Annotated in this window: 20 protein-coding genes; 11 read left to right on the top strand and 9 right to left on the bottom strand. The window is 71.9% G+C overall.

The features are described from left to right. The first annotated feature begins 231 nt into the window (after nucleotides 1-231). Entirely contained in the window at nucleotides 232-717 is a 486-nt protein-coding gene (locus QFZ75_RS20285; protein WP_307538886.1) for a DUF5707 domain-containing protein, read from the top strand. On the opposite strand, the gene QFZ75_RS20280 is transcribed toward QFZ75_RS20285, so the two are convergent. Then, nucleotides 707-2,056 (bottom strand): CdaR family transcriptional regulator, encoded by a 1,350-nt coding sequence (locus tag QFZ75_RS20280; RefSeq protein ID WP_307538884.1) that lies wholly within the window; start codon nucleotides 2,054-2,056, stop codon nucleotides 707-709. The genes QFZ75_RS20285 and QFZ75_RS20280 overlap by 11 nt on opposite strands. 233 nt (nucleotides 2,057-2,289) lie before the next feature. Here QFZ75_RS20280 and QFZ75_RS20275 point away from each other — a divergent pair, with 233 nt between their 5' ends. Then, nucleotides 2,290-3,168, top strand: a complete 879-nt coding sequence (locus QFZ75_RS20275; RefSeq protein WP_307544616.1) for a DUF4394 domain-containing protein — start codon at nucleotides 2,290-2,292, stop codon at nucleotides 3,166-3,168. Nucleotides 3,169-3,301: 133 nt separating this feature from the next. Here the strand turns inward: QFZ75_RS20275 and QFZ75_RS20270 are convergent, their stop codons facing one another. The 3 genes from QFZ75_RS20270 to QFZ75_RS20260 form a co-directional block, all read right to left on the bottom strand. Further along, on the bottom strand, nucleotides 3,302-3,985 hold the full coding sequence (locus tag QFZ75_RS20270; protein ID WP_307538883.1) for a response regulator transcription factor: 684 nt from the start codon (nucleotides 3,983-3,985) through the stop codon (nucleotides 3,302-3,304). Then, on the bottom strand, nucleotides 3,982-5,454 hold the full coding sequence (locus QFZ75_RS20265; protein ID WP_307538882.1) for a sensor histidine kinase: 1,473 nt from the start codon (nucleotides 5,452-5,454) through the stop codon (nucleotides 3,982-3,984). The genes QFZ75_RS20270 and QFZ75_RS20265 overlap by 4 nt, the downstream gene beginning before the upstream one ends. Before the next feature lie 129 nt (nucleotides 5,455-5,583). Then, nucleotides 5,584-7,830: an MMPL family transporter gene (locus tag QFZ75_RS20260; protein WP_307538880.1), complete on the bottom strand. Its 2,247-nt coding sequence runs from the start codon at nucleotides 7,828-7,830 to the stop codon at nucleotides 5,584-5,586. 359 nt (nucleotides 7,831-8,189) lie between these two features. Here QFZ75_RS20260 and QFZ75_RS20255 point away from each other — a divergent pair, with 359 nt between their 5' ends. The 4 genes from QFZ75_RS20255 (at nucleotide 8,190) to QFZ75_RS20240 (ending at nucleotide 12,369) form a co-directional block, all read left to right on the top strand. Next, nucleotides 8,190-9,515 carry a lipase family protein gene (locus QFZ75_RS20255; protein ID WP_307538878.1) on the top strand — a complete coding sequence of 442 codons (1,326 nt, stop codon included), beginning with the start codon at nucleotides 8,190-8,192 and terminating at the stop codon, nucleotides 9,513-9,515. Between the two features lie 325 nt (nucleotides 9,516-9,840). Continuing rightward, a complete protein-coding gene (locus QFZ75_RS20250; protein WP_107017975.1) occupies nucleotides 9,841-10,044 on the top strand; it encodes a cold-shock protein in 204 nt (67 codons plus the stop codon). Nucleotides 10,045-10,429: 385 nt separating this feature from the next. Next, nucleotides 10,430-11,938 (top strand): DEAD/DEAH box helicase, encoded by a 1,509-nt coding sequence (locus QFZ75_RS20245; RefSeq protein WP_307538875.1) that lies wholly within the window; start codon nucleotides 10,430-10,432, stop codon nucleotides 11,936-11,938. An 80-nt stretch (nucleotides 11,939-12,018) separates the two neighbouring features. After that, on the top strand, nucleotides 12,019-12,369 hold the full coding sequence (locus QFZ75_RS20240) for an SCO5918 family protein (RefSeq protein ID WP_307538874.1): 351 nt from the start codon (nucleotides 12,019-12,021) through the stop codon (nucleotides 12,367-12,369). Between the two features lie 98 nt (nucleotides 12,370-12,467). Here QFZ75_RS20240 and QFZ75_RS20235 read toward each other — a convergent pair whose 3' ends face one another. After that, nucleotides 12,468-12,869 (bottom strand): hypothetical protein, encoded by a 402-nt coding sequence (locus QFZ75_RS20235; protein WP_307538872.1) that lies wholly within the window; start codon nucleotides 12,867-12,869, stop codon nucleotides 12,468-12,470. Nucleotides 12,870-13,341: 472 nt separating this feature from the next. Between QFZ75_RS20235 and QFZ75_RS20230 the strand changes: the two genes are divergently transcribed. The 3 genes from QFZ75_RS20230 to QFZ75_RS20220 all read left to right on the top strand — a co-directional run bounded on the left by QFZ75_RS20230 (nucleotide 13,342) and on the right by QFZ75_RS20220 (nucleotide 15,434). After that, nucleotides 13,342-13,677 carry a MerR family transcriptional regulator gene (locus QFZ75_RS20230; RefSeq protein WP_307538871.1) on the top strand — a complete coding sequence of 112 codons (336 nt, stop codon included), beginning with the start codon at nucleotides 13,342-13,344 and terminating at the stop codon, nucleotides 13,675-13,677. A gap of 281 nt (nucleotides 13,678-13,958) precedes the next feature. Next, on the top strand, nucleotides 13,959-14,246 hold the full coding sequence (locus tag QFZ75_RS20225; protein ID WP_307538869.1) for a hypothetical protein: 288 nt from the start codon (nucleotides 13,959-13,961) through the stop codon (nucleotides 14,244-14,246). A gap of 549 nt (nucleotides 14,247-14,795) precedes the next feature. After that, nucleotides 14,796-15,434: a GNAT family N-acetyltransferase gene (locus QFZ75_RS20220; protein ID WP_307538867.1), complete on the top strand. Its 639-nt coding sequence runs from the start codon at nucleotides 14,796-14,798 to the stop codon at nucleotides 15,432-15,434. 21 nt (nucleotides 15,435-15,455) lie between these two features. Here QFZ75_RS20220 and QFZ75_RS20215 read toward each other — a convergent pair whose 3' ends face one another. Both QFZ75_RS20215 and QFZ75_RS20210 read right to left on the bottom strand, forming a co-directional pair. Further along, nucleotides 15,456-16,487 (bottom strand): hemolysin family protein, encoded by a 1,032-nt coding sequence (locus QFZ75_RS20215; RefSeq protein ID WP_307538866.1) that lies wholly within the window; start codon nucleotides 16,485-16,487, stop codon nucleotides 15,456-15,458. Then, the gene (locus QFZ75_RS20210) at nucleotides 16,484-17,833 is read right to left on the bottom strand and encodes a hemolysin family protein (protein WP_307538865.1); all 1,350 of its coding nucleotides are present in this window, start codon (nucleotides 17,831-17,833) and stop codon (nucleotides 16,484-16,486) included. The genes QFZ75_RS20215 and QFZ75_RS20210 overlap by 4 nt, the downstream gene beginning before the upstream one ends. Nucleotides 17,834-18,049: 216 nt before the next feature. Between QFZ75_RS20210 and QFZ75_RS20205 the strand changes: the two genes are divergently transcribed. After that, nucleotides 18,050-19,081, top strand: coding sequence for a sporulation protein (locus tag QFZ75_RS20205; RefSeq protein WP_307538863.1), 1,032 nt, complete (start codon nucleotides 18,050-18,052; stop codon nucleotides 19,079-19,081). A 75-nt stretch (nucleotides 19,082-19,156) separates the two neighbouring features. After that, a complete protein-coding gene (locus QFZ75_RS20200) occupies nucleotides 19,157-19,732 on the top strand; it encodes a TerD family protein (RefSeq protein WP_307538861.1) in 576 nt (191 codons plus the stop codon). Between the two features lie 271 nt (nucleotides 19,733-20,003). Here QFZ75_RS20200 and QFZ75_RS20195 read toward each other — a convergent pair whose 3' ends face one another. After that, nucleotides 20,004-21,278, bottom strand: a complete 1,275-nt coding sequence (locus tag QFZ75_RS20195; protein ID WP_307538859.1) for a cation:proton antiporter — start codon at nucleotides 21,276-21,278, stop codon at nucleotides 20,004-20,006. A gap of 3 nt (nucleotides 21,279-21,281) precedes the next feature. Then, nucleotides 21,282-21,767: a cation:proton antiporter regulatory subunit gene (locus QFZ75_RS20190; RefSeq protein WP_190037949.1), complete on the bottom strand. Its 486-nt coding sequence runs from the start codon at nucleotides 21,765-21,767 to the stop codon at nucleotides 21,282-21,284. Nucleotides 21,768-21,864: the final 97 nt, after the last annotated feature.

Below are 21,864 nucleotides of genomic sequence, written 5' to 3'. Positions count from 1 at the left end.
GCGCGACGACCGCGCGACGCACCGGACCGTAATCTCGAACACATCGGGAGAACGACCGCGGCGAAAAGCGAACGAATCACACCGCGCTTTCCTGCTTTTCCACGCGGCACTCTCCGATTTCTTTCCGTTCCATTGCGCTCCATTGCGTTCCATCGCGCTCCATTCCGTTGCGTACCGCGGAATCGCGGATGCGGCCACGTATCCAATTTCAGAAAATCAGGGGGCCCACTCATGTCCAAGCGCATTCTCGTCTCGTCGCTCATCGGTGTCGCCGTCGTCGGCGCGGTCGCGGCCGGCGGGCTCGCCATGGCCTCCACCTCCTCCGGGACGGCCCTGGAGAACAGCTCGGCGCGTTACGTCGCTCCGGCCGGCGGCGGCGCGGGTTCGCTGACCTTCACCACGGAGGTGAGTGACGACTCGGGCGTCCGCGGGCTCAAGGTCATCGCGTGGCCCGCGAGTTCGGAGCTGGACCCGACCGAGGCGGAGCTGCGGTCCGTGGACGACGCGAAGTGCCGGAGCGTCTCGGACGGGACGTCCCGCTGCACGTACACGCTGAAGGTCACGAAGGCGGAGGAGGCCGAGCTGGACCGGGGCACCTGGCACATCTCGGCGCTGGCGACGGCCGAGGACGGCGACACGGCGTTCGTGCCCCGCGCCGCCTCCTTCGATGTCCCGGACGACATCACGGGCGACGTCATGGGCGACGTCACGGGCTGATCCGCCACGCCCCCGACAGGCTCCGCGTGACGACCGCGCCGAGGACGCGGACGCCGTGCGTCGAGCCCGGGTCGATGTCCGTGAGCTCGCGCACCCGGCGGAGCCGGTAGTCCAGGGTGCGCGGGTGGACGTTGAGGGCTTCCGCCGCGGGGCCGCGGTTCATGTCGTGGCGGTAGTACGCGTCCAGGGTGAGCAGCAGGTCCGGGCCCGGCCGCAGGCGCCGGGCCACCGTCTGGAGCCAGTCGTCGACGAACGGCACCTCCGCCACGGCGAGTTCGACGAAGACGTCCGCCATCGTGTGCGGCCGCAGTCGCGCGGTCGTCCGCCGCAGCGGGGCCGCCCTGCTGATCCGGCGGGCCCGGTCGAGGGCGCCGGCCAGCCCGGACCGGGGCGCGCCGGCGGTACCGACGGCGCAGAAACGGCCGAGGACCGGGGCGAAGTCCGTCACGAGCGCGTCGACGGCGGGCGGTCGCACGGCCTCCTCGCCTCCGCCTCCGACTCCGCCTCCTCCCTCGTCTCCGGCACCGGCACCGGCACCGGCACCGGCACCGGCGAGAACGGGGGCGGGGGCGTCCGTGCTCCCCGGCACCAGGGCGATGAGCTCACCGCCCCTGCCCTGACCCCTGCGTCCGATCCCCTCCCCGTCTCCGTCTCCGTCCCCTCCCGGGCTCCGGACCGACGGACTCCAGGTCACCGGCACCCGGCGGGCCTTCACCAGCTCCTCGATGCCGTTCTCCAAGGCACGGTCGTCGAGCGGGCAGTCGGGCACCCGGATCACCGTGACCGTGTAGTGCTCGGCGAGTTCCATGCCCGTGACGTGGGCGAGCTCCGCCGCCATGGGGTCCCCGGACAGCAGCGACCGGGCGAGCAGGCCGACCTGGGCGACGTACGGCAACCGGCGGCGCATCGCGGTCACGAAGCCCTGGCGGTAGGCGCCGATGCCGCGCTCGCCCTGCGGGGCGAACCAGCTCATGATCCGCATGAGTTCCTCGACGTCACCGCCGCGCTGGGCCTCGGTCGCCTCGTTGATCTCGCGCAGCATCAGCTCGGTGTGCACACGCAGGACGCGCTGCCGTGAGTCCAGCGACATGCCCGCGCCGGCCCGCGCCCCGCCCATCGACGCGATGTAGCCGAGGTCGCCGTCGGTCAGCCTGCCGTTCTCCGGGGCCAGTTCGACGGTCCGGCGCCTGAACCACACCGCGTACTCGATCGTCTCGGTCCTGGCCCGGGAGTTCGAGTCCAGTGATCCCAGTTCCGGGATCTCGCGCACGTACGTCTCGACCTCGCGGCGGGCGTTGGCCGACGCCTGCCGGGCCAGCTCGGCGAAGAGACTCCCCATAGCCATGAGCATGTCAGCACGGAGCGGGCGCCGACAGACGAAAACCGGTCGGCGATTGTCACCGCGGGTGAATCGGCCGCGGATATCCCGGGACGCATGTGTCACCGTGCGCAAAGTTCCTTGATCCGGGCGTACTTGTGAAGCGATCCGCTTGTGGGGCCGCAGGCGCCTGGGCTTAATGAGGAACAGGGAACGGCACTTTTCCGGCACGCGCGAACGGGAGGGAAATAATGATGAAAGCAGCATGGAGAAAGAGAATCGCGGTGGCGGTGGCGGTCGTGTCCGCGGCGACCGCGCTCACGGTGAGCGCGCCCGGCGCCAGCTCCGCCGCCCCCGCCGCCACCCCCGGCCTGCGGGCGTACGGCCTCGCCGGTGACGGCACCCTGATGTCCACGTTCCTGACGGACAACCCGAAGGTGCTCAACTGGGTGCTGGTGATCGACGGGCTCGCCGGCGACACCAAGCTGGTCGGCATCGACTTCCGGGTGCAGAACGGCCTGCTGTACGGCGTCGGCGACAAGGGCGGCATCTACACGATCAAGATGCCGCCGGCCACCACCGACACGGTGGTCGCCACCAAGGTCTCGCAGCTGCAGACCTCGCTGTACGGCACGGCCTTCGACATCGACTTCAACCCGGCCGCCGACCGGCTGCGGGTGATCAGCAACTACGGCCAGAACCTGCGGCACAACCTGAACGACCACACGACGGCCACGGACAGCGCGCTGAACATCCCGCCGGCCACCACGGCGGCCCAGGGCGTGACCGCGGCCGGCTACACGAACAACGACCTGGTCGGGTCCACCGCGACGACGCTGTTCGACATCGACACGTTCAACGACCAGGTCGTCATCCAGTCGCCGCCGAACGCGGGCAGCCTCGTCACGACCGGCCTCCTGGGCTTCGACGCCGGCTCGGACGCGGGCCTGGACATCTACAGCACCCTGTCGAACGGCAAGACGATCGCGAACGACGCCTTCGCCTCGCTCCTGCCGTACAACGCGACCCGGGCGTTCTTCTACAGCGTCAACGTCCTCACCGGCGAGCCGACGGCCGTCGGCCAGTTCCCCCTGAACGTCACGGACGTGGCCATCAGCCTCACCGGCACCTGATCCCACCGGGCCTGCCGGGATCCGGCGGAGCCCCACCGGAACCCACCGGAGCCCACCGGAGCCCACGGTCTCCCACCGACCCGCCGCGACCCGTACGTCCTGTACGTCCCGTACATCCCGGCCGCGGCGGGTCTCACGGTGCCGTCGGATCCGCCTGCACCAGGCCCGTCTGGTAGGCGATCACCACCAGTTGGGCCCTGTCCCTCGCGCCGAGTTTCGTCATGGCCCGGTGGATGTGGGTGCGTACCGTCAGGGGGCTGACCGTGAGGTCCTCGGCGATCTCGGTGTTGGACTTGCCCTCCGCCGCCAGTGACATGACCTCGCGTTCGCGCGTCGTGAGGTCGGACAGGCGTTCCGGAGGCGCGAGCCGGCCCCCCGGTGCCGGGGACGTCAGGAAGCGGGTGATCAGGGTGCGGGTGGCCCCCGGTGAGAGCAGGGCCTCGCCGGACGCCACGGTTCTCAGACCGGCCAGCAGGGTGTCGGCCGTGACGTCCTTGCCCAGGAAGCCGCTGGCACCCGCGCGCAGCGCCTGGGCGACGTAGTCCTCGGTCTCGAACGTGGTCAGGATGAGGACGCGGGTCGCGGCCAGGTCCGGGTCCGCGCAGATGGCCGACGTGGCGGCCAGACCGTCCGTGCCCGGCATGCGGATGTCCATGAGGACGATGTCGGGGTGGTGGGCGCGGGCCAGGTCCACCGCCTCCGCGCCGTCGGAGGCTTCCCCGACCACGGTCATGTCCTCACAGGAGTCGATCAGAATCCGGAAAGTGGCCCGCAACAGGGCCTGGTCGTCGGCGAGCAGCACCCTGACGACGCTCATGTCTTGTCTCCTTCGGACTTGGCCGCCTTGAGTGCCCTGAAGGCCCGGAAGGCTTCTTGGGGGTCGCAGATCCCTGCCGCGGGGCTGCCCGGGTCGGCCGCCTCCGCCTCCGCCTGCGCGTGCGCCGGCCCCGGTGCCGCGTGCGGTCCCGGGGATTCCGCCGGCTCTGCCTGCTCCGCCCGCCCGGGCCCCTCCGGCCCGGTCTCCTCCGTCACCGACGGCTGCAGCGGCAGCGCCGTGGTGACCTGGAAGCCGCCCTCCGGGCGGGGACCGGCGGAGAGTTCACCGCCGATCGACTGGGCCCGCTCGCGCATGCCCATGACGCCGAAGCCCCGGCTCTGCCCCGGCTCAGCGGCTGCCGGGGCCGCCGAAGCGGGCGGGGCCGCCGGGGCCCGGCGGACCGGCACGGCCGCCGGACCGTCGTTGGTGACCGTGATCAGCAGACGCGAGGCCACGTACGCGAGCCGCACGTGCGCCGTCTCCGCCGCGGCGTGCTTGGTCACGTTCGTCAGCGCCTCCTGCACGATCCGGAACGCCGTCAGGTCCACCCCGGGTGACAGCGGCTGCGGCTCGCCCTCCGTGGCCACCGTGACCGTGACCCCGGCCGACGCGCACGCCGCCACCAGGCCGGGCAGTCCGTCGAGGCCGGGCGACGGCTCCAGCGACGGGGCGGCCGGGTCGTCGCTGCGCCGCAGCAGCCCCAGCGTCGCCTTCAGCTCGCGCAGCGCGGAGGACGTGGTCCCGGTCAGGTCGGTGAGGATCCTCCGCGACTGCTCCGGATCGCTGACCGCGAGGTGGGCCGCGGTGCCGGCCTGCGCGTTGGCCAGGGCCAGATGGTGGGCGACGACGTCGTGCAGCTCGCGGGCGATCCGCATGCGCTCCTCGGTGACGCGCAGCCGCGCCTCCTCCTCCCGGGTGCGCTCGGCGTGCTCGGCACGGGCCTGCACGGCCTTCAGATAGGCGCGCCGCAGCCGCGTCATGTTGCCCGCGGCGATCGGCAGCAGCAGCCAGAAGAAGGGCCCGACCGTCCTGAGCACGATCGAGTGCCCGTCCGACGAGTCGGACAGCACCGAGCCGGCCGTCACCACCGCCATGACGGTGATGCCGTGGAGGCGGGTGGTCCTCTCGTCGCTGAGGACGGCCAGCCAGTACAGCGCCGCCATGACCGGAGCCAGCAGCAGGGGCGTGACCAGGTATCCCAGGTTGATCGCGATCACCGTGCAGACCGTGGTCACGGCGACGGTGGTGCGCGGGTACCCGCGGTACTTCAGCAGGGCCAGGCAGGACACCCCCATGAGGATGGTCCCGGCGCTGTCGTGGTCCGGCGGGTCGGTGCCGGGCAGGGTGAGCGAGCTGCCGAGGGTCGCGGAGCCCATCAGCACCGCGGCCAGGGCCACGTCGATGACGCGCGGGTGGCGGTCCGCGTACCGCTCCAGGCGGTCCGTGTAGCGCTCCAGGCTGCTGGACATCGGGTTCTCCGGTGGGTGGACTGCATCCGTCGGGGACATCGTGGACGCTTCCGGGTGCGAACGGCCGACGGGGCCGCCCGTGTCGCTCGTCACGGGCGGCCCCGTCCCGGGGGGGGGAGGGTGGTCGTCTCAGGTGCGCGCCGGTTCCAGGTCGGCCTCGTCGGAGGGGGCCCGGTCCGTCCCGGGGCGGCGGCTGAGCGCCTCGCCCTCCACGTCGACGCGGGGCAGCAGCCGGTCCAGCCAGCCCGGCAGCCACCAGGCCCGGTGGCCGAGCAGCGCGAGGACGGCGGGCACGATCGCCATGCGGACGACGAAGGCGTCGAAGAGGACGGCGGTGGCCAGTCCGAACCCGATCATCTTGATCATGGGCTCACTCTCACCGATGAACCCGGCGAAGACCGCGATCATGATCAGCGCGGCGGCCACCACGACCCGGGCACTGTGCCGGAACCCGCTGGTCACCGCCTGTTCGGGCGTCTCGCCGTGGACGTACGCCTCGCGCATCCGGGAGACCAGGAAGACCTCGTAGTCCATGGCCAGACCGAAGACGATGCCCACCAGGAAGATCGGCATCAGGCTCATGATCGGCCCGGTCTGCTCCACGCCCATGATGCCCGCGCCGTGGCCCTGCTGGAAGACCAGGACGACCACGCCGAGGGACGCCAGGACGGACAGCAGGAAGCCGAGAGCCGCCTTCAGCGGGACGAGCAGGGACCGGAAGATCACCATGAGGAGGATGATCGCCAGACCGACGACCACGACCAGGTAGGGGACCAGGGCCGACTGGACCTTCTGGGCGATGTCGATGTTCATCGCGGTGGTGCCGGTGACCTCGAAGGTCGCCCCGGTCCCCGACTCGATCCCGGGCCGCTCGTCGCGGATGGTCTGTACGAGGTCCTTGGTCTTCTGGTCGGTCGGCGCGGTGGAGGGCACGACGGAGAAGACCGCCGTGTCGCCGGCCTCGTTGAAGCGCGCCGGGGAGACGGACACGACACCGTCCGTGCCGCCGATCTTCCCGGAGATGGTCTCCACGGCGCCCTTGGCGTCGGAGTCGCCCTTGGCGTCCACGACGAAGGTCAGCGGGCCGTTGAAACCGGGGCCGAAGCCCTCGGCGAGCGCGTCGTAGGCGCGGCGCTCGGTGGTCGCGGTCGACTTCGCCTCGTCGCCGGGCATGCCCAGCTGCAGGTCGGCCACCGGCACGGCGAGCACGCCGAGGCCCACCACACCGAGCAGCAGGACGGGCACGGGGCGGCGCAGGACGAACCGCGCCCAGCGCGTGCCCCCGTTGTCCTTGGTGTTCTCTGTGTTCTCTGTGTTCTGGGTGTTCTGGGTGTTCTGGGCGACCCGGCCGCTCCTGCGGGCCCGCCGGGTGAGCACGGCGTTCGGCCAGAAGCCGAGGAGCGCGGGGACGAACGTCAGCGCGATCAGCACACCGACGACGACCGCGCCGGCCGCGGCCAGACCCATCTTGGTGAGCATCGGGATGCCGACCACCGCGAGTCCGGCGAGGGCGATGACGACGGTGAGCCCCGCGAAGACGACGGCGGAACCGGCGGTGCCGACGGCCAGCCCGGTGGCCTCCTCGGGCGTACGGCCCTTGGCGCGCTCCTCGCGGTAGCGGGAGACCACGAACAGGGCGTAGTCGATGCCGACCGCGAGGCCGAGCATCATCGCGAGGGTGCCGGTCGTGGCGGACAGGCCGAAGGTGCTGGCCAGGGTCAGGATCGTGGCCATGCTGATGCCGACGCCGATGACGGCGGTCAGCAGCGGCAGCCCGGCCGCGGCGAGGGAACCGAAGGTGACCAGCAGGACGACCGCGGCGATCGCGACGCCTATCAGCTCGGCCGCGCCGCCCGGCCCGCCGGTGTCCTCCATGGCGGTGCCGCCGGCCTCCACGGTCAGCCCGGAGTCCCGGGCCCCGACGAGGGCCTCCTCCAGGTGGGACCTGCTCGCGTCGGTCAGGTCCTGGGGCTCGACCTTGTAGGTGACGGTCGCGTACGCCGTCGTGCCGTCCTTGCTGACGGCCCGCGTCTCGAAGGGGTCGGCGGCGCTCGCGACCTGGGTGCCGTCGCCCAGTTCGGTGACGGCCTTCTCGACGGCCCGCTTGTTCCCGGCGGCGGTGACCTTCCTGCCGTCCGGTGCGACGAAGACGACCCGGGCGGTCGCGCCGTCGGCCGACGCCCCGGGGAAGCGCTGCTCCATCAGGTCGAACGCCTTCTGGGACTCGATGCCCGGCATGGCGAACCCCTCGTCCGCGGCAGCCGGGGCCTTCATCGCGCCCAGGCCGACCGCGGCCAGGACGGCCGCCCACACCAGGGCGACGTACCAGCGACGCCGGAAGGCCAGACGGCCCAGTCGATAAAGGAAAGTAGCCACGGCAGAAGGTCTCCTGATCTGGTGCCGAATGTCCTCCAAGGCTGTCCGGTGCAGACCCGTCCTGTCGTCGTGCGGCTGCCGACACATTTCGCTACTCGGTACGCAGTAGAGACGGGCCACCGGGTCCCTCTGCGGTACGAGAGGGCGTACCGCCGTGTCAGCCCCTGGTCTGGTCCACGTCGGCCCCCGCCAAGTTACCGAACCGTAACCTCCCTACTGCTACCACGAGTAACTTACTCGTAGGTAAGTTCCAGGCGAACCACTTCACAGCGGCACGGCCAGACCCGTGGGACGCGTCTGCGACTCCGCGCCGCCGCTCTCGTGCACCTCTCTGCCGGCCGCTCCACAGGAGGTTCGCCATGCCCGCACGCCACAGACTGCTCGCCGCGGCGGTCACCGCCGTCGCCTGCCTCACCGCCCAGGCACTCACGGCCACCGCCGCCACGGCGGCGGACGAGGTCGTGTCCCGGGGCGTCACCATCCCCGCGTTCTACAACCCGCCGACCGCCCTGCCCGCCGCGAACGGCACGCTCGTCCGCAGCGAGCCGCTCCCCCTGGCCCTCAGCCTGCCCAGCCTGCACGGGCCGCTGCCGGGCACCGCGACCAGGCTGATGTACAAGTCCACCGACTCGAACGGGAAACCGGTCGCCGTCACCGGGGCGTACATCGAACCGGCGGCCCGCTGGAAGGGCGGCGGACCGCGCCCCCTGGTCGCGGTGGCGCCCGGCACCCTGGGCCAGGGCGACCAGTGCGCCGCGTCCATGGGCCTGGAACACCCCCTGACCCTCAACGGCGAGACGGTGTCCGTCGGTTACGAGGACCTGGCGATCTACCGGCTCCTCGCCAAGGGCACCGCCGTGGTCGTCACCGACTACGCGGGCCTCGGCGCGACCGACCGGCTGCACACCTACGTCGACCGGGTCGACGAGGCGCACGCGGTCCTGGACGCCGTGCGCGCGGCCCGTTCGGTCACCGGCGGCTCGGTCACCACCGCCTCCCCGGTCGGGCTGTACGGCTACAGCCAGGGCGGCGGGGCGACGGCCGCGGCCGCCGAACTGCAGTCCTCGTACGCCCCCGACGTCACCCTCGCCGGCACCTACGCGGGCGCGCCGCCCGCCGACCTGGCCGCCGTCACCAAGGCCATCGACGGCAGCGAACTGGCCGGTGCGTTGGGCTGGTCGCTCAACGGGTTCCTCCAGTCCGACCCCGAGCTGAGGCCCATCGCCGAGGCACACCTGAACGCCGCCGGGAAGGCGGCCCTCGCCGACCTGTCCACCATGTGCGTCGGCGACGGCCTGCTCGGCTACGGCTACACCAAGAGCACCCGGTGGACGACCGACGGCAGCACCCTCGGCGACATCATCGCCGCCTCGCCCGAACTGAAGAGGTTCCTGGACGGGCAGCGCATCGGCAGGCTCAAGCCGTCCGGGCCCGTCCGGCTGGCGACGGGCACCAGCGACAACCTCGTCCCGCACGGTCAGGCCCGCACCCTCGCCGTCGACTGGTGCGGCAAGGGCGCCGACGTCACCTACAAGCCCGTGGTCCTGCCGAACGTCGGCAGCGCCCTGCTGAATCACTTCGCCCCGCTGCTGGCGGACCAGGGCGACGCGGTCGACTGGCTGGTGGACCGCCTCTCCGGCCGGTCCACCACGTCCAACTGCTGGAGCATGCCGATCCAGCCCTGACACCGGGCGGACCCGGGACACCCAGAAACCATGCGCCCCGGGTCCGCCAATATCTGTGCCAACAAAGTAAGAATTGGCTGCGAAGCGCGATGAATATTACTTACCCGACCGGCCGTGTGATTTAGCAGACCCTGCAAAGACCTGCCCACCGTGCTAGTGTCGATCTCAGTTGCAGTTGTGGTTCCCGAAAATCTTGCAGGTGTCCCCACCAGTTCATTCGGGTGGGGATCCTTTATGGCTCCGGTTATTTCCGGCGGGGTGATCATCACGGCGACACGGAGTACACGCAGTGTGCACTCCGAGCACCGCCCCGAAGGAGAAAAAAATGGCTTCCGGTACCGTGAAGTGGTTCAACGCAGAAAAGGGCTTCGGCTTCATCGAGCAGGACGGCGGCGGCGCCGACGTCTTCGCCCACTACTCGAACATCGCCGCCCAGGGCTTCCGCGAGCTGAACGAGGGCCAGAAGGTCACGTTCGACATCGCGCAGGGTCAGAAGGGCCCGACGGCCGAGAACATCGTTCCCGCCTGATCGTCGGCACGCACTTCGCAGCTGGGGCCCGCACCTTGGGGTGCGGGCCCCAGCTCGCTGCTTTCCGGGGTTCCGCGACCCGCACTCCGCCAGGTCGCACGTCGTCACCCGCGCACCGCCGCCCGCACCACGGGGTTCTCCGTCGAGCTCCGGATGAAAATCCTCCGGACCCGGCTCGCACACGGAAGAACGACCGGCCCCCGGGCCGGCCCCGTCCAGGGAACAGTGCACCGCGCCGGGTGGACCGCCCCGCGAACATTCTCCGCCGATTTCGATTCCCCAACCGATTCGGCTCCTCTTTTCTTCGGCTCGTTCTTGCAATTCTCTGCGCTGCTCGTTCTTCGCGGGAATTCCTTGATACGCGCCATGTCAAGGAAGGTTCCACGTGAACCGCACGCGCACGAATGACCGCTACTCCCGCACCCGCACCTCGAGTCCGGGTCCCGCGAAGAGCGGTTTCCGCTCCGGCGCCCCCCGCCGCAGCGAAGGCTACGGACGCCGGCCGAGCGGCCCCCAGGGCGAGTTCGCCCTGCCGAAGTCGGTCACCCCGGCGCTGGCCGCCGTCGAGGCGTTCTCCGACCTCGACATGCCGGAGCAGCTGCTCGCCGCCCTCGTCCACGAGGGCATGGTCGTCCCGTTCCCGATCCAGGGCGCGACCCTGCCGAACTCGCTCGCGGGCCGCGACGTGCTCGGCCGCGGCCGCACCGGCTCGGGCAAGACCCTCGCCTTCGGCCTCGCGCTCCTCGCCCGTACGGCGGGACTGCGCGCCGAGCCGAGGCAGCCGCTCGCCCTGGTCCTCGTCCCCACCCGCGAGCTGGCCCAGCAGGTCACCGACGCGCTCACCCCGTACGCCCGCTCCCTGCAGCTGCGGCTGACCACGGTCGTCGGCGGTATGTCGATCGGCCGCCAGGCCGGCGCGCTGCGGGCCGGCGCCGAGGTGGTCGTCGCGACCCCCGGCCGCCTCAAGGACCTCATCGACCGTGGCGACTGCCGCCTGGACCAGGTGTCCATCACGGTTCTCGACGAGGCCGACCAGATGACCGACATGGGCTTCATGCCCCAGGTCACCGAGCTGCTCGACCAGGTGCGCCCCGGCGGCCAGCGGATGCTGTTCTCGGCCACACTGGACCGCAACGTCGACCTCCTGGTCCGCCGCTACCTGACCGACCCCGTGGTCCACTCCGTCGACCCGTCCGCGGGCGCCGTGACCACCATGGAGCACCACGTCCTGCACGTGCACGGCGCGGACAAGCAGCGGGCGACCACCGAGATCGCGGCCCGCGACGGCCGGGTCATCATGTTCCTGGACACCAAGCACGCGGTGGACCGGCTCACCGAGCACCTGCTGAACAGCGGTGTCCGGGCGGCGGCCCTGCACGGCGGCAAGTCCCAGCCGCAGCGCACGCGGACGCTGTCCCGCTTCAAGTCCGGACACGTGACGGTGCTGGTGGCGACGAACGTCGCGGCGCGCGGGATCCACGTCGACAACCTCGACCTCGTCGTGAACGTCGACCCGCCCACCGACCACAAGGACTACCTGCACCGCGGCGGCCGCACGGCCCGCGCGGGCGAGTCCGGCAGCGTCGTCACGCTGGTCCTGCCCAACCAGCGCCGGGAGATGAGCCGGCTGATGGTCGCCGCGGGCATCAACCCGCAGACCACGCAAGTGCGTTCGGGCGAGGCCGAGCTGGGCCGCATCACCGGCGCGCAGGCCCCCTCGGGCGTCCCGGTCACCATCACCGCGCCCGCCTCGGAGCGCCCCCGGCGCAGCGCGTCCTCGTCGTCCCCCTCCGCGTCCCGCGGCCGCCGCGGCCGTGGCGGCCGGAGCCGGTCCGTCGGCGACACCGCACGCCGCTCGGCGCCGCGCTCTTCCGCCGTCGACGCGGCAGCGTAGTCCCCACGCCTTCGGTAGCCTGGGTCCCCCCGGTCGGCCCGGCCCTCCTTCTCCCCACTCCTCTGTGACTGTGAGGCATCATGCGCTGTGTCATCGCCCGGTTCCCGTTCGACCTCACCAAGGGCGGGGTGCTGGACTCGATGAAGGGCATCAAGCCCGAGGCCATCACGGGTGAGTCCGTGGTCATCGGCCGCCGCCAGTACCCCGTCAAGCAGGTGGGCGAGGTCATCACCCGGCAGGACCGCCGCGACTTCACCGGCGGCGAGGTCACCCGGGCCATGGCCCGGCTCGGCTTCACCTGCCGCAGCGCCGAGGAGCCCGCGCCCGCCCCGCGTGCCCTCAGCCCGCTGGAGAACGCCTCGGCGATGCTCGGCGACTCCCAGCCGGCGATGCTGGGCGACTCCCAGCCGCCGGCGGTCGTCGCCGGCTGACCCGCCGGACAGCGGCTGTACGGGTCACCGGTACAGCGACGAGGGAGGGCCCTGCCGACACATGTCGGCAGGGCCCTCCCTCGTCTGTCCGTCGGTGGTCAGTGGTCGGAGTAGCTGAAGTCGCCCATGGTCCAGGCGCTGACGTCCTCGATCGCGACGCGGTACATCCCGCCGGTCTCGGGGATCCCGACATTGCCCTGCAGGATGCGGGCGAGATGGAAGTGCAGGTGCGTGGGCGCCTCGTCGCGGCCCTCGCGGTGTTCATGGTCCTCGCGGTGTTCACGGTCCTTGCTCCGGCCGGCGAGGAAGATACCGGCGAACGGGCCGAGGTGCTCCGAGTCCTTCAGCACCTCCGAGACCCGCCCCCGCCACACGTCCTCGGGAGCCAGTCGGCCGGTGATGACGGCACCACCGGTAACCACGGTCAGCGACATCCGGTTGCTCTGCCCGGATTCCACCAGGGCAGCGATGCCGACGAGCAGTTCGTCAGGGTTCGACATGAGAGCCGATTCTATCCAGTGGGCCCCGCACTTACCCCCCGCGGGGACGACGGCAGGATAACTGGAACCCGTGCCAACCAAAATCTACCTTTGCCAGAGTAGACATTGGCCGGGACTGTGGCTAAGGTTTCTCTCGTAGACAAGGTCGAGCAGGGCCCGGCAGACACGAACTGGCGGGCGGAGTACCCGTACGTGCAAGTGAAGTTCGCAGGTCGTGACAGGAAGGACGGAGCAGACGCCATCAGGATCGCCCGGCCGAGAGGATTCGGACCGGGTACCGCAAGACCCCGGATTGGAAGGTGGTCCCCGGTCACGCATCCGCGATCCCCGTACTCCAGGCCCTCTCCCGGGCCGGACTGCGGAAACAGAAGGTCGGCGCGACAGTAGCGCCGGCAGATGGTGTTCAATTTCCTTCGGGGCCCTGGTGCCGTACGGCGCCAGGGCCCCCAGACGCGTTGCAGAACGAGGTGACATGACAGAAGACAGTCCGCTGGGCGATCGACTGGACGACGACGACTATCCCGCGTACACGATGGGACGGGCCGCCGAGATGCTCGGCACCACTCCCGGTTTCCTCCGGGCCATCGGCGAGGCGCGGCTCATCACTCCGCTGCGCTCCGAGGGCGGACACCGGCGTTACTCCCGCTACCAGCTGCGGATCGCGGCCCGCGCGCGTGAGCTGGTGGACCGGGGGACCCCGGTCGACGCGGCCTGCCGCATCGTGATCCTCGAGGACCAGCTCGAAGAAGCACAGCGGATCAACGACGAGTACCGGCGGGCGGCGGGCGCCGGGAAGCGGGGGGACTGACCGGCGTCCCGAAGGAGCCGTCGCCCTGTGACGGGTTCCGCGCAGGAGCGTCACACAGACTGCACACAGTCCCGGGAAGGCCTCGTCACAGCCCCGGTCGCCGTCATCCGTGACACCGTCCGGCCCCGGGTCACCATGACCGCCGGGAGCGCCGCCACGGGCACAGACCTGGATCCGGACCTGAGTACGGACCTGGCCACGGGTCCGGACCCGTACGACGGCTTCGCAGGTGCGCAGGCCGTACCGCAGGGGCGGGCCGCGCGGCGCCGTCAGCTCGCCCGGTGGAGGAAGAACCAGCGCGGGCCGTGGTCGCGACCGCCGTCGCGCTCGTCGGGGGCGGCCTGACGTGCACCGCGCCGGACCGGTACCCGGGCGACCGTGCGGAGGCGGCCTCGGCGCCGGAGGTCGCGGGCTCCGCCGGGGAAGGGGCGTCGCGGGACACCCGGCCGCCGTCGGCGCGGCCGGACGCCCGGCGCCCCGCGGCCGACGCCGTCACACGGTCCCCCGCGGACCCGGGCACCGGTGCCCCCTCGTCGCAGCTCCGCCTGCTCGTGGTGTGCGTCGGCTGACGCCCGCCGCCGGGAACACCCGTGCGGGGCGTCCAGGTGTGTGCGGGCCGCCGCCGGTGTCGTGCTCACCGGCGGCGACCGCACTGCCCTCCGCGTCGCCCCCCGACGACGGTTCAGGGCCGGAGATCCCTCGTCGGATCGCGGCGGCACGCGGGAGTGCACCGCCGGCGGATCCGCAAGGGACTTGTGGTCAGGGGCCCGTGCGCGAGGGGGCGAGAGGTTGTTCCCTCGGTGGTGGCGATCGCATCGTCCTGGCGCCCGGGATCAGGGGGATGATGCACCCGGGGGCCGGGGGCGCGAGGGAAGCCGCGGACACGGCTTCGACACAGTTCACCGTTCACGGTTCAGAACTCGCGGGCTCTGGGCGAGTCCTGTTTGTCATTCTGTCCAGAGAGTAGGCGAGACCGGCGGTCGTGCCCACCCCCCGGGGTGGTCCGCCGCGTATGACGGCCCGTCGACAGGACGCCGAGGCACCGTTTACCCCGGCGGCTCCGGCTGTGATGATGCCGAGTCCGGGGATATCCGTCCCGCGGCCGGGGGGAGGCCCGTATGGCAGAGGTGTACTTGCGCAGACTGTCCCGGTGGCAGGCCGAGCAACAGCGGAACGCCGTCGCGGACGTGTACGTCGGCGCGTACCGGGGTGCGGGTGAGGGCGCGGCGGGGGCCGTACCCCCCGACCGGCAGGGCTTCCTGCACCGGCTGGAGCAGCATGTGCAGCACACCGGCTTCGACATGGTGGTCGCCGACGCGGCCGAGCCGGTCGGCTGCGCGTACGGGTTCCGGGCGCCGTCCGACGCAGAGGGCCGGCCGGACTTCCGGGGGGCGTTGCCGGCCGACGTCGAGGAGCACACCGCCTCGGGCCGTACGTTCCTGCTCGCCGAGCTGATGGTGCTGCCGGGCCACCGCCGCCGCCGCATCGCGACACGCCTGGTCGAACGGCTGCTGGTCCGGCTGGAGACCGAGCTGGTCATGGCGACGACGAACGGCGTGCCGACGGACGGCGCGGCTGCGGAGACCTTCCGTGCCTGGGGATGGACGAGGTACGGCATCCCCGCCACCGAGCCCTGCCCCGGGTCCGGCGCCGGTTCCGGTTCCGGGCCCGGGCCCGGGCCCGGTGCCGGTCCTGGACCCGGTGCCGGCCCGGACGCGGCGTCCCGCGCGGTGTGGGTCCGCCGACCGCTGCGGTGACCGGCCCGGGACCGGCGCCGGTCAGACCCCCGCCGGGGCCGGACCGACCAGTTCCGACAGGACGTCCTCCATCGTGACGAAGCCGAGGACCTTGCCCGCCTCTCCGGTGACCGCCGCGAGGTGGCTGCCCGTGGCCCGCAGGGCGGTGAGCGTGTCGTCGAGCGGGGTGTCGATGCGGACACGGGTCACCGGATGCAGCGCGCTCCGCGGGAACGGGCGGTCGCGGTCGGCGACCCCGAGGGTGTCCTTGATGTGGAGGTAGCCGAGCAGCGTGCCGTCCCCGCCGGTCACGGGGAACCGGGAGAAGCCGGCCTCGGCGGCGGCCCGCTCCAGCCGCGCCGGCGTCACGGTGGCGTCGACGGTACGCATCCGCTGGGCCGGCACGAGGATCTCGCCGACCGGGCGGGTGCCCAGCTCCAGTGCGTCCCGCAGCCGTTCGCCGTCGGCGGCGGTGAGGAGACCGGCCTCACTGGAGTCGACGACCATCCGGGCGAGCTGGTCGTCGGTGAAGGCCGACTCCACTTCGTCCCTGGCCTCGACGCGCAGCAGCTTCAGCAGGGCGTTGGCGAAGGCGTTGATGCCGAAGATCACCGGCTTCAGCGCCCGGGTGAGGGCCACCAGCGCCGGGCCCAGCAGCAGCGCGGCCGGCACCGGCGCGGCGAGGGCCAGGTTCTTGGGGACCATCTCGCCGATCAGCATGTGCAGGTACGTGGCCACGGTGAGGGCGATCACGAAGGCGATCGGGTGCACCAGGCCGTGCGGGACGTGGGCCGCCTCGAAGGCGGGTTCCAGCAGGTGCGCGATGGCCGGTTCGGCGACCGCGCCCAGCACCAGCGACGAGACGGTGATGCCCAGCTGGGCGGTCGCCATCATCGCCGAGATGTGCCGCAGACCCCACAGGGTCATCCGGGCCCGCTTGTTGCCCTCCTGCGCCAGCGGCTCGATCTGGCTGCGGCGTACGGAGATCAGGGCGAACTCCGCCCCGACGAAGAACGCGTTGGTCAGCAGCGTCAGGGCGCCGATGGCCAGCTGGACGGTGGTGGACGTGCTCATCGGGACTCCCGCGCGCTCTGGCCGACGGGCTGTTCCGCCCGCTCGCCGGCCGGTTCGGTGATGCGGACGCGGTCGGCCCGGTGGTGCTCCACGTCCAGGACGTCCAGCCGCCAGCCGTCCAGGTCGAGGACATCGCCCTCGACCGGGATCCGCGCCAGCCGCGTGGCCACCAGACCGGCGACCGTCTCGTACGGACCCTCCGGCGCCCGCAGCCCGATGCCGGCCAGCTCGTCCAGCCGGACACCGCCGTCCGCCTCCCACACCGCGCGGCCGTCCGGCGCGGCGGGGGCGGGCAGCAGGTCGGACACCTCGACGGGATCGTGCTCGTCGCGGACCTCGCCGACGACCTCCTCCACGATGTCCTCCACCGTGGCCACCCCGGCCGTGCCGCCGTACTCGTCGATGACGACGGCCATCGTGCGGGCCGTGCGCATGCGTTCGAGGAGCAGGTCGGCGGGCAGGCTGTCCGGCACCAGCAGCGGGGCCGTGGCCAGCTCGGTGACGGGGGTCACGGCCCGTTCGCCGGGCTCCAGGGCGAGGACGTCACGGATGTGGACCGTGCCGACGACCTCGTCCAGGGTGTCGCGGTAGACGGGGAAGCGGGACAGGCCGGTCGCGTACGTGAGGTTGGCGGCGTCGGTGGCCATGGCGTGGGCCTCCAGGGCCCGCACGTCGACGCGGGGCGTCATCACGTTCTGCGCGGTCAGCTCGCCCAGATGCAGGGTGCGCACGAACAGCTCGGCGGAGTCCCGTTCCAGCGCGCCCTGCTCGGCCGAGTGCTGGGCCAGCGCGACGAGCTCCTCGGGGCCGCGCGCCGAGGCCAGTTCCTCCGCGGGCTCCAGGCCGAAGCGGCGGACGAACCGGTTCGCGGTGTTGTTGAGGTGCCGGATGAACGGGCCGAACGCCGCCGTGAAGACGCGCTGCGGTCCCGCCACCACCTTGGCGACGGCCAGCGGGCGCGAGATCGCCCAGTTCTTCGGCACCAGCTCGCCCACCACCATCAGCACGACGGTGGAGACCACGACCCCCAGGAGGGTGGCCGCCGACGAGGCCGCGCCGCCCAGGCCGACCGCCTTCAGCGGTCCTTCCAGCAGCACGGCCAGCGACGGCTCGGCCAGCATGCCGATCACCAGGGAGGTGACGGTGATGCCGAGCTGGGCGCCGGACAGCTGGAACGTCAGCTTGCGAACCGCTTTCAGCGCCCCGTCCGCGCCCCGCTCACCCGCCTCGGCCGCCCGCTCCAGATCACCCCGCTCGACCGTGGTCAGCGAGAACTCGGCCGCCACGAACAGCGCGCAGGCGAGGGTGAGGGACAGGGCGAGCAGAAGCAGCAGGACCTCGGTCACCGTGCCACCCCCGCTCCCGTACGCATGCGTTCCGGGCCGGGCGTGGCACGGCTGATACTGGGAGGTTCACCCATGGTGGAACCGTCGCTCCTCGGTTGTTGTCACACGTCGTCGTTCGAACACCCACCAGTGTAAAGGAATAGCAAAGTAGGGAGCCCCTTACCCTTCTACAGGTACGTAGAGCGCGACCCCGCACACGAAGGAGTGGACCCCTCGATGGAGTTCGAACGGCTGCCCGGATCGCTCGGTGTGGGTGGTCCCACGGTGGACACCGTCCTGGGCCCGGGGCCCGTCCTGCCGGGCGGCACGCTGTCGGGCGAGGTCCGGCTGGCGGGCGGCGACGCGGACGTCGACATCGAGCGGATCGCACTGGAACTCGTCGCGCGGGTCGGGCCCGGGGCCGGGGCCGGGGCCGGGGAGACAAACGGGGCCGGGGAGGGTGGGCGCCCGGTCGTCTTCGAGCGGTTCACCGTCTGTGGCGGGTTCCGCCTCGGCGCGGGTGCGGAGCGGACCGTTCCGTTCGATGTCGCACTCCCGTGGGAGACACCGGTCACCGAGGTGTACGGGCGGGAGGTGGGCATCACCCTCGGGCTGCGTACGGAGCTGTCGGCGGCGGGCGCGCGGGACGACGAGGACGATCCGGACGGAGGCGGCCCGGACGGGGGCGGCCCGGACGGAGGCGGCCTGGACCGGTTGGTCGTGACGCCGCGGCCCGCGCAGGAGGCGATCCTGGAGGCCTTCGGGCAGCTCGGCTTCGGCTTCCGGTCCGCCGGCCTGGAACCGGGCCGGATCGGCGGCACCGGGCAGCAACTCCCCTTCCGCCAGGAGCTGGAGCTCACCCCCTCGGCCGAGTACGCCCACGCGGTGCGCGAGATCGAGCTGACCTTCCTCGCCGCCCCCGCCGCCATGGAGGTGGTCCTGGAGGCGGACAAGCGCGGCGGCCGCCTCTCCGCGGGCGACGACACGCTCATCCGGTTCACCGTCCCCCACTCCCACGGGCCGGCCGCGCACCACGACTGGAACACCGTGGTCGACGGGTGGGTCCGGGAGCTGGTCGAGCACCGGGAGTCGTACGGGCCCGACGCCGCGTACGGGCACGACCGGTCGGCGCCCGGCATCGGCACGACGGTCGCCCTCGGCACGGCGGGACTCGCCGTGGGCCTCGCGGGCGGGCTGGTGGCCGCCGAGGCCGCCGACGGGGCGGGCGGGGAAGGCCGGGAGGGCCGGGAGGGCGAGAACGCGGGCTGAAGGTCGCCTTCCTTATTTTCTACAGTGCTGTAGATTTTTTTCACGACGTACGTCCGCACCAACAAGGAGATCAGCGTGGGAGTTTCCCTGTCCAAAGGCGGCAATGTCTCGCTCAGCAAGGAGGTGCCGGGCCTGACCGCCGTGCTGGTCGGCCTCGGCTGGGACGTGCGGACGACGACGGGCACCGACTACGACCTCGACGCCTCCGCGCTGCTCGTCGACGCCTCCGGCAAGGTGCTGTCCGACCAGCACTTCGTCTTCTACAACAACCTCAAGAGCCCGGACGGTTCGGTCGAGCACACCGGTGACAACCTCACCGGTGAGGGCGAGGGCGACGACGAGTCGGTCAAGGTCGACCTCGCCGCCGTGCCCGCCGAGGTCGCGAAGATCGTCTTCCCGGTCTCCATCCACGACGCCGAGAGCCGTGGGCAGAGCTTCGGGCAGGTGCGGGGGGCCTTCATACGGGTCGTCAACCAGGCCGGCGGCGCCGAGATCGCCCGCTACGACCTGTCCGAGGACGCGGCCACCGAGACGGCGATGGTCTTCGGCGAGCTGTACCGGCACGGCGCCGAGTGGAAGTTCCGGGCCGTGGGGCAGGGGTATGCGTCCGGTCTGGCGGGCATCGCGTCCGACTTCGGCGTCGGCGTCTGACAGCCGTTCCCGGAAGACGGGAACCGTCTCCCACCGGGCCGGGGGCCTGACCCCTACGGGGATCCGGGTGCGGCCCGGTGGGGGCTGAGCGCGCAGTTCCCCGCGCCCCTGAAAAGCGGGGCTCCGCCCCAGCTTTTCCCCCCGCCCGCCCGCACCCGACGTCCCACAGCACCCCCATCCCACCCAGGGGCGCGGGGAACTGCGCGGGCCACCCCGACCGGGCCGCACCCGGTACGCCACCGCGCCCCCTCCCCCTCCCCGGTACCCCGCGTTACTTCTCCGCGGGGGTGTCCGGAGTGGGGACCAGGTCGCGGCTCAGCTCTCCTCCCGCCTCGCCCTCACCCTCGCCCTCGCCCTCCGCCTCGCCCTCCGCAGGAGCGACCGCCGTGGACCCCCGGGTCAGAAGCATCGCCACCGGCTCCGCGTACCGCGCGGTGAGCGGGCCCACGATCACCAGGATCAGCACGTACGCCGTGGCCAGCGGCCCGAGCCGCGGCTCGATGCCGGACGTGACGGCCAGCCCGGCGATCACGATGGAGAACTCGCCGCGGGCCACCAGCGTGCCCCCGGCCCGCCACCGCCCCTTCACCGAGATCCCCGCCCGCTTGGCGGCCCAGTAACCGGTCGCGATCTTCGTGCCGGTGGTCACGACCGCCAGGGCCAGCGCCGGCAGCAGGACGGGCGGGATGCTCGCCGGGTCCGTGTGCAGCCCGAAGAAGACGAAGAACACCGCGGCGAACAGGTCCCGCAGCGGTGAGAGCAGACCGTGCGCACCCTCGGCCACCTCCCCCGACAGCGCGATGCCGACGAGGAACGCGCCCACGGCCGCCGACACCTGCAGCTGCTGCGCCACACCGGCGACCAGCAGGGTCAGCCCCAGCACCACCAGCAGCAGCTTCTCGGGGTCGTCGCTGGAGACGAACCGGGAGATGTGCCGGCCGTAGCGCACCGCGACGACGAGCACGAGCCCGGCGACACCGAGCGCGATGGCGAGCGTCAGACTGCCCGCCGCGATCCCGGCACCGGCCAGCAGGGCCGTGATGATCGGCAGGTAGACCGCCATGGAGAGGTCCTCCAGGACCAGGATGCTCAGGATCACCGGGGTCTCACGGTTGCCGAGCCGGCCCAGGTCGCCGAGGACCTTGGCGATGACACCGGAGGAGGAGATCCAGGTGACTCCGGCGAGGACGACGGCCGCCACCGGGCCCCAGCCCAGCAGCAGCGCCATCGCCGCGCCGGGCAGGGCGTTCAGGGCGGCGTCCACCAGACCCGCCGGGTACTGCGTCTTGAGGTTGGAGACCAGGTCGGTCGCCGTGTACTCCAGGCCGAGCATGAGCAGCAGCAGGATGACGCCGATCTCGGCGCCGATCGCGACGAACTCCTCACTGGTGCCCAGCGGCAGCAGCCCGCCCTCGCCGAACGCCAGCCCGGCCAGCAGGTAGAGCGGTATCGGGGAGAACTGGAAGCGTCCGGCGAACCGGCCGAGCAGTCCGAGACCGAGGATGATGGCGCCGAACTCGATCAGGAAGACCGCGGATGAGTGCACGTGTCACTCCCTTCCGAGTATGGTCGCGGCCGACTCCACGCCCTCACGGGTGCCGATCACGATCAGGGTGTCCCCGCCCGCCAGCCGGAAGTCCGGCGTCGGCGAGGGGATGGCCTCGGCCCGGCGCAGTACGGCGACGATCGACACACCGGTCTCGGTCCGCATGCGGGTGTCACCCAGCAGCCGTCCGTTCCAGTGCGAGACCGACGACAGCTCGATCCGCTCGGCGACCAGTCCCAGCTCGGTCGTGGAGAGCAGGCTGGGGCTGTGGTGGTCGGGGAGCAGCGCGTCGATCAGCGCGGCGGACTCTCCCGCGGAGAGCCGCACGGAGAGGGCGCAGGCGTCGGGGTCGTCCTTGCGGTACGCGCTCAGCGTGCGGCCGCCGTCCCGGTGCGCGACCACCGAGATGCGGCGTTGCTCGCGGGTCGTCAGGTCGTACCGCACCCCTATTCCCGGCAACGGCGTACTGCTGAGGCGTGGAGTGCCCATGACTGGTCCCTTGTCCGATGTCGATCTGCGTATCGCATTCACCCTACGGCGGGCCGGGAGGACGGACTCGTCCGCGACCGGGCGGGAGCGCAGCCCC

This window comes from Streptomyces sp. V3I8 (assembly GCF_030817535.1).
Classification (GTDB): domain Bacteria; phylum Actinomycetota; class Actinomycetes; order Streptomycetales; family Streptomycetaceae; genus Streptomyces.
Note: the sequence above shows the minus strand (reverse complement) of the source record. Positions and strands in the feature narration are given on the sequence as shown.

Bases quoted from the DNA above. Each gene is read 5' to 3' on its own strand.
- QFZ75_RS20255 (WP_307538878.1), top strand. From the start codon at position 8,190: ATGCCCGCACGCCACAGACTGCTCGCCGCGGCGGTCACCGCCGTCGCC.
- QFZ75_RS20250 (WP_107017975.1), top strand. From the start codon at position 9,841: ATGGCTTCCGGTACCGTGAAGTGGTTCAACGCAGAAAAGGGCTTCGGC.
- QFZ75_RS20275 (WP_307544616.1), top strand. From the start codon at position 2,290: ATGAAAGCAGCATGGAGAAAGAGAATCGCGGTGGCGGTGGCGGTCGTG.
- QFZ75_RS20235 (WP_307538872.1), bottom strand. From the start codon at position 12,869: ATGTCGAACCCTGACGAACTGCTCGTCGGCATCGCTGCCCTGGTGGAA.
- QFZ75_RS20205 (WP_307538863.1), top strand. From the start codon at position 18,050: ATGGAGTTCGAACGGCTGCCCGGATCGCTCGGTGTGGGTGGTCCCACG.
- QFZ75_RS20215 (WP_307538866.1), bottom strand. From the start codon at position 16,487: ATGAGCACGTCCACCACCGTCCAGCTGGCCATCGGCGCCCTGACGCTG.
- QFZ75_RS20240 (WP_307538874.1), top strand. From the start codon at position 12,019: ATGCGCTGTGTCATCGCCCGGTTCCCGTTCGACCTCACCAAGGGCGGG.
- QFZ75_RS20265 (WP_307538882.1), bottom strand. From the start codon at position 5,454: ATGTCCAGCAGCCTGGAGCGCTACACGGACCGCCTGGAGCGGTACGCG.
- QFZ75_RS20230 (WP_307538871.1), top strand. From the start codon at position 13,342: ATGACAGAAGACAGTCCGCTGGGCGATCGACTGGACGACGACGACTAT.
- QFZ75_RS20285 (WP_307538886.1), top strand. From the start codon at position 232: ATGTCCAAGCGCATTCTCGTCTCGTCGCTCATCGGTGTCGCCGTCGTC.
- QFZ75_RS20190 (WP_190037949.1), bottom strand. From the start codon at position 21,767: ATGGGCACTCCACGCCTCAGCAGTACGCCGTTGCCGGGAATAGGGGTG.
- QFZ75_RS20220 (WP_307538867.1), top strand. From the start codon at position 14,796: ATGGCAGAGGTGTACTTGCGCAGACTGTCCCGGTGGCAGGCCGAGCAA.
- QFZ75_RS20270 (WP_307538883.1), bottom strand. From the start codon at position 3,985: ATGAGCGTCGTCAGGGTGCTGCTCGCCGACGACCAGGCCCTGTTGCGG.
- QFZ75_RS20280 (WP_307538884.1), bottom strand. From the start codon at position 2,056: ATGGGGAGTCTCTTCGCCGAGCTGGCCCGGCAGGCGTCGGCCAACGCC.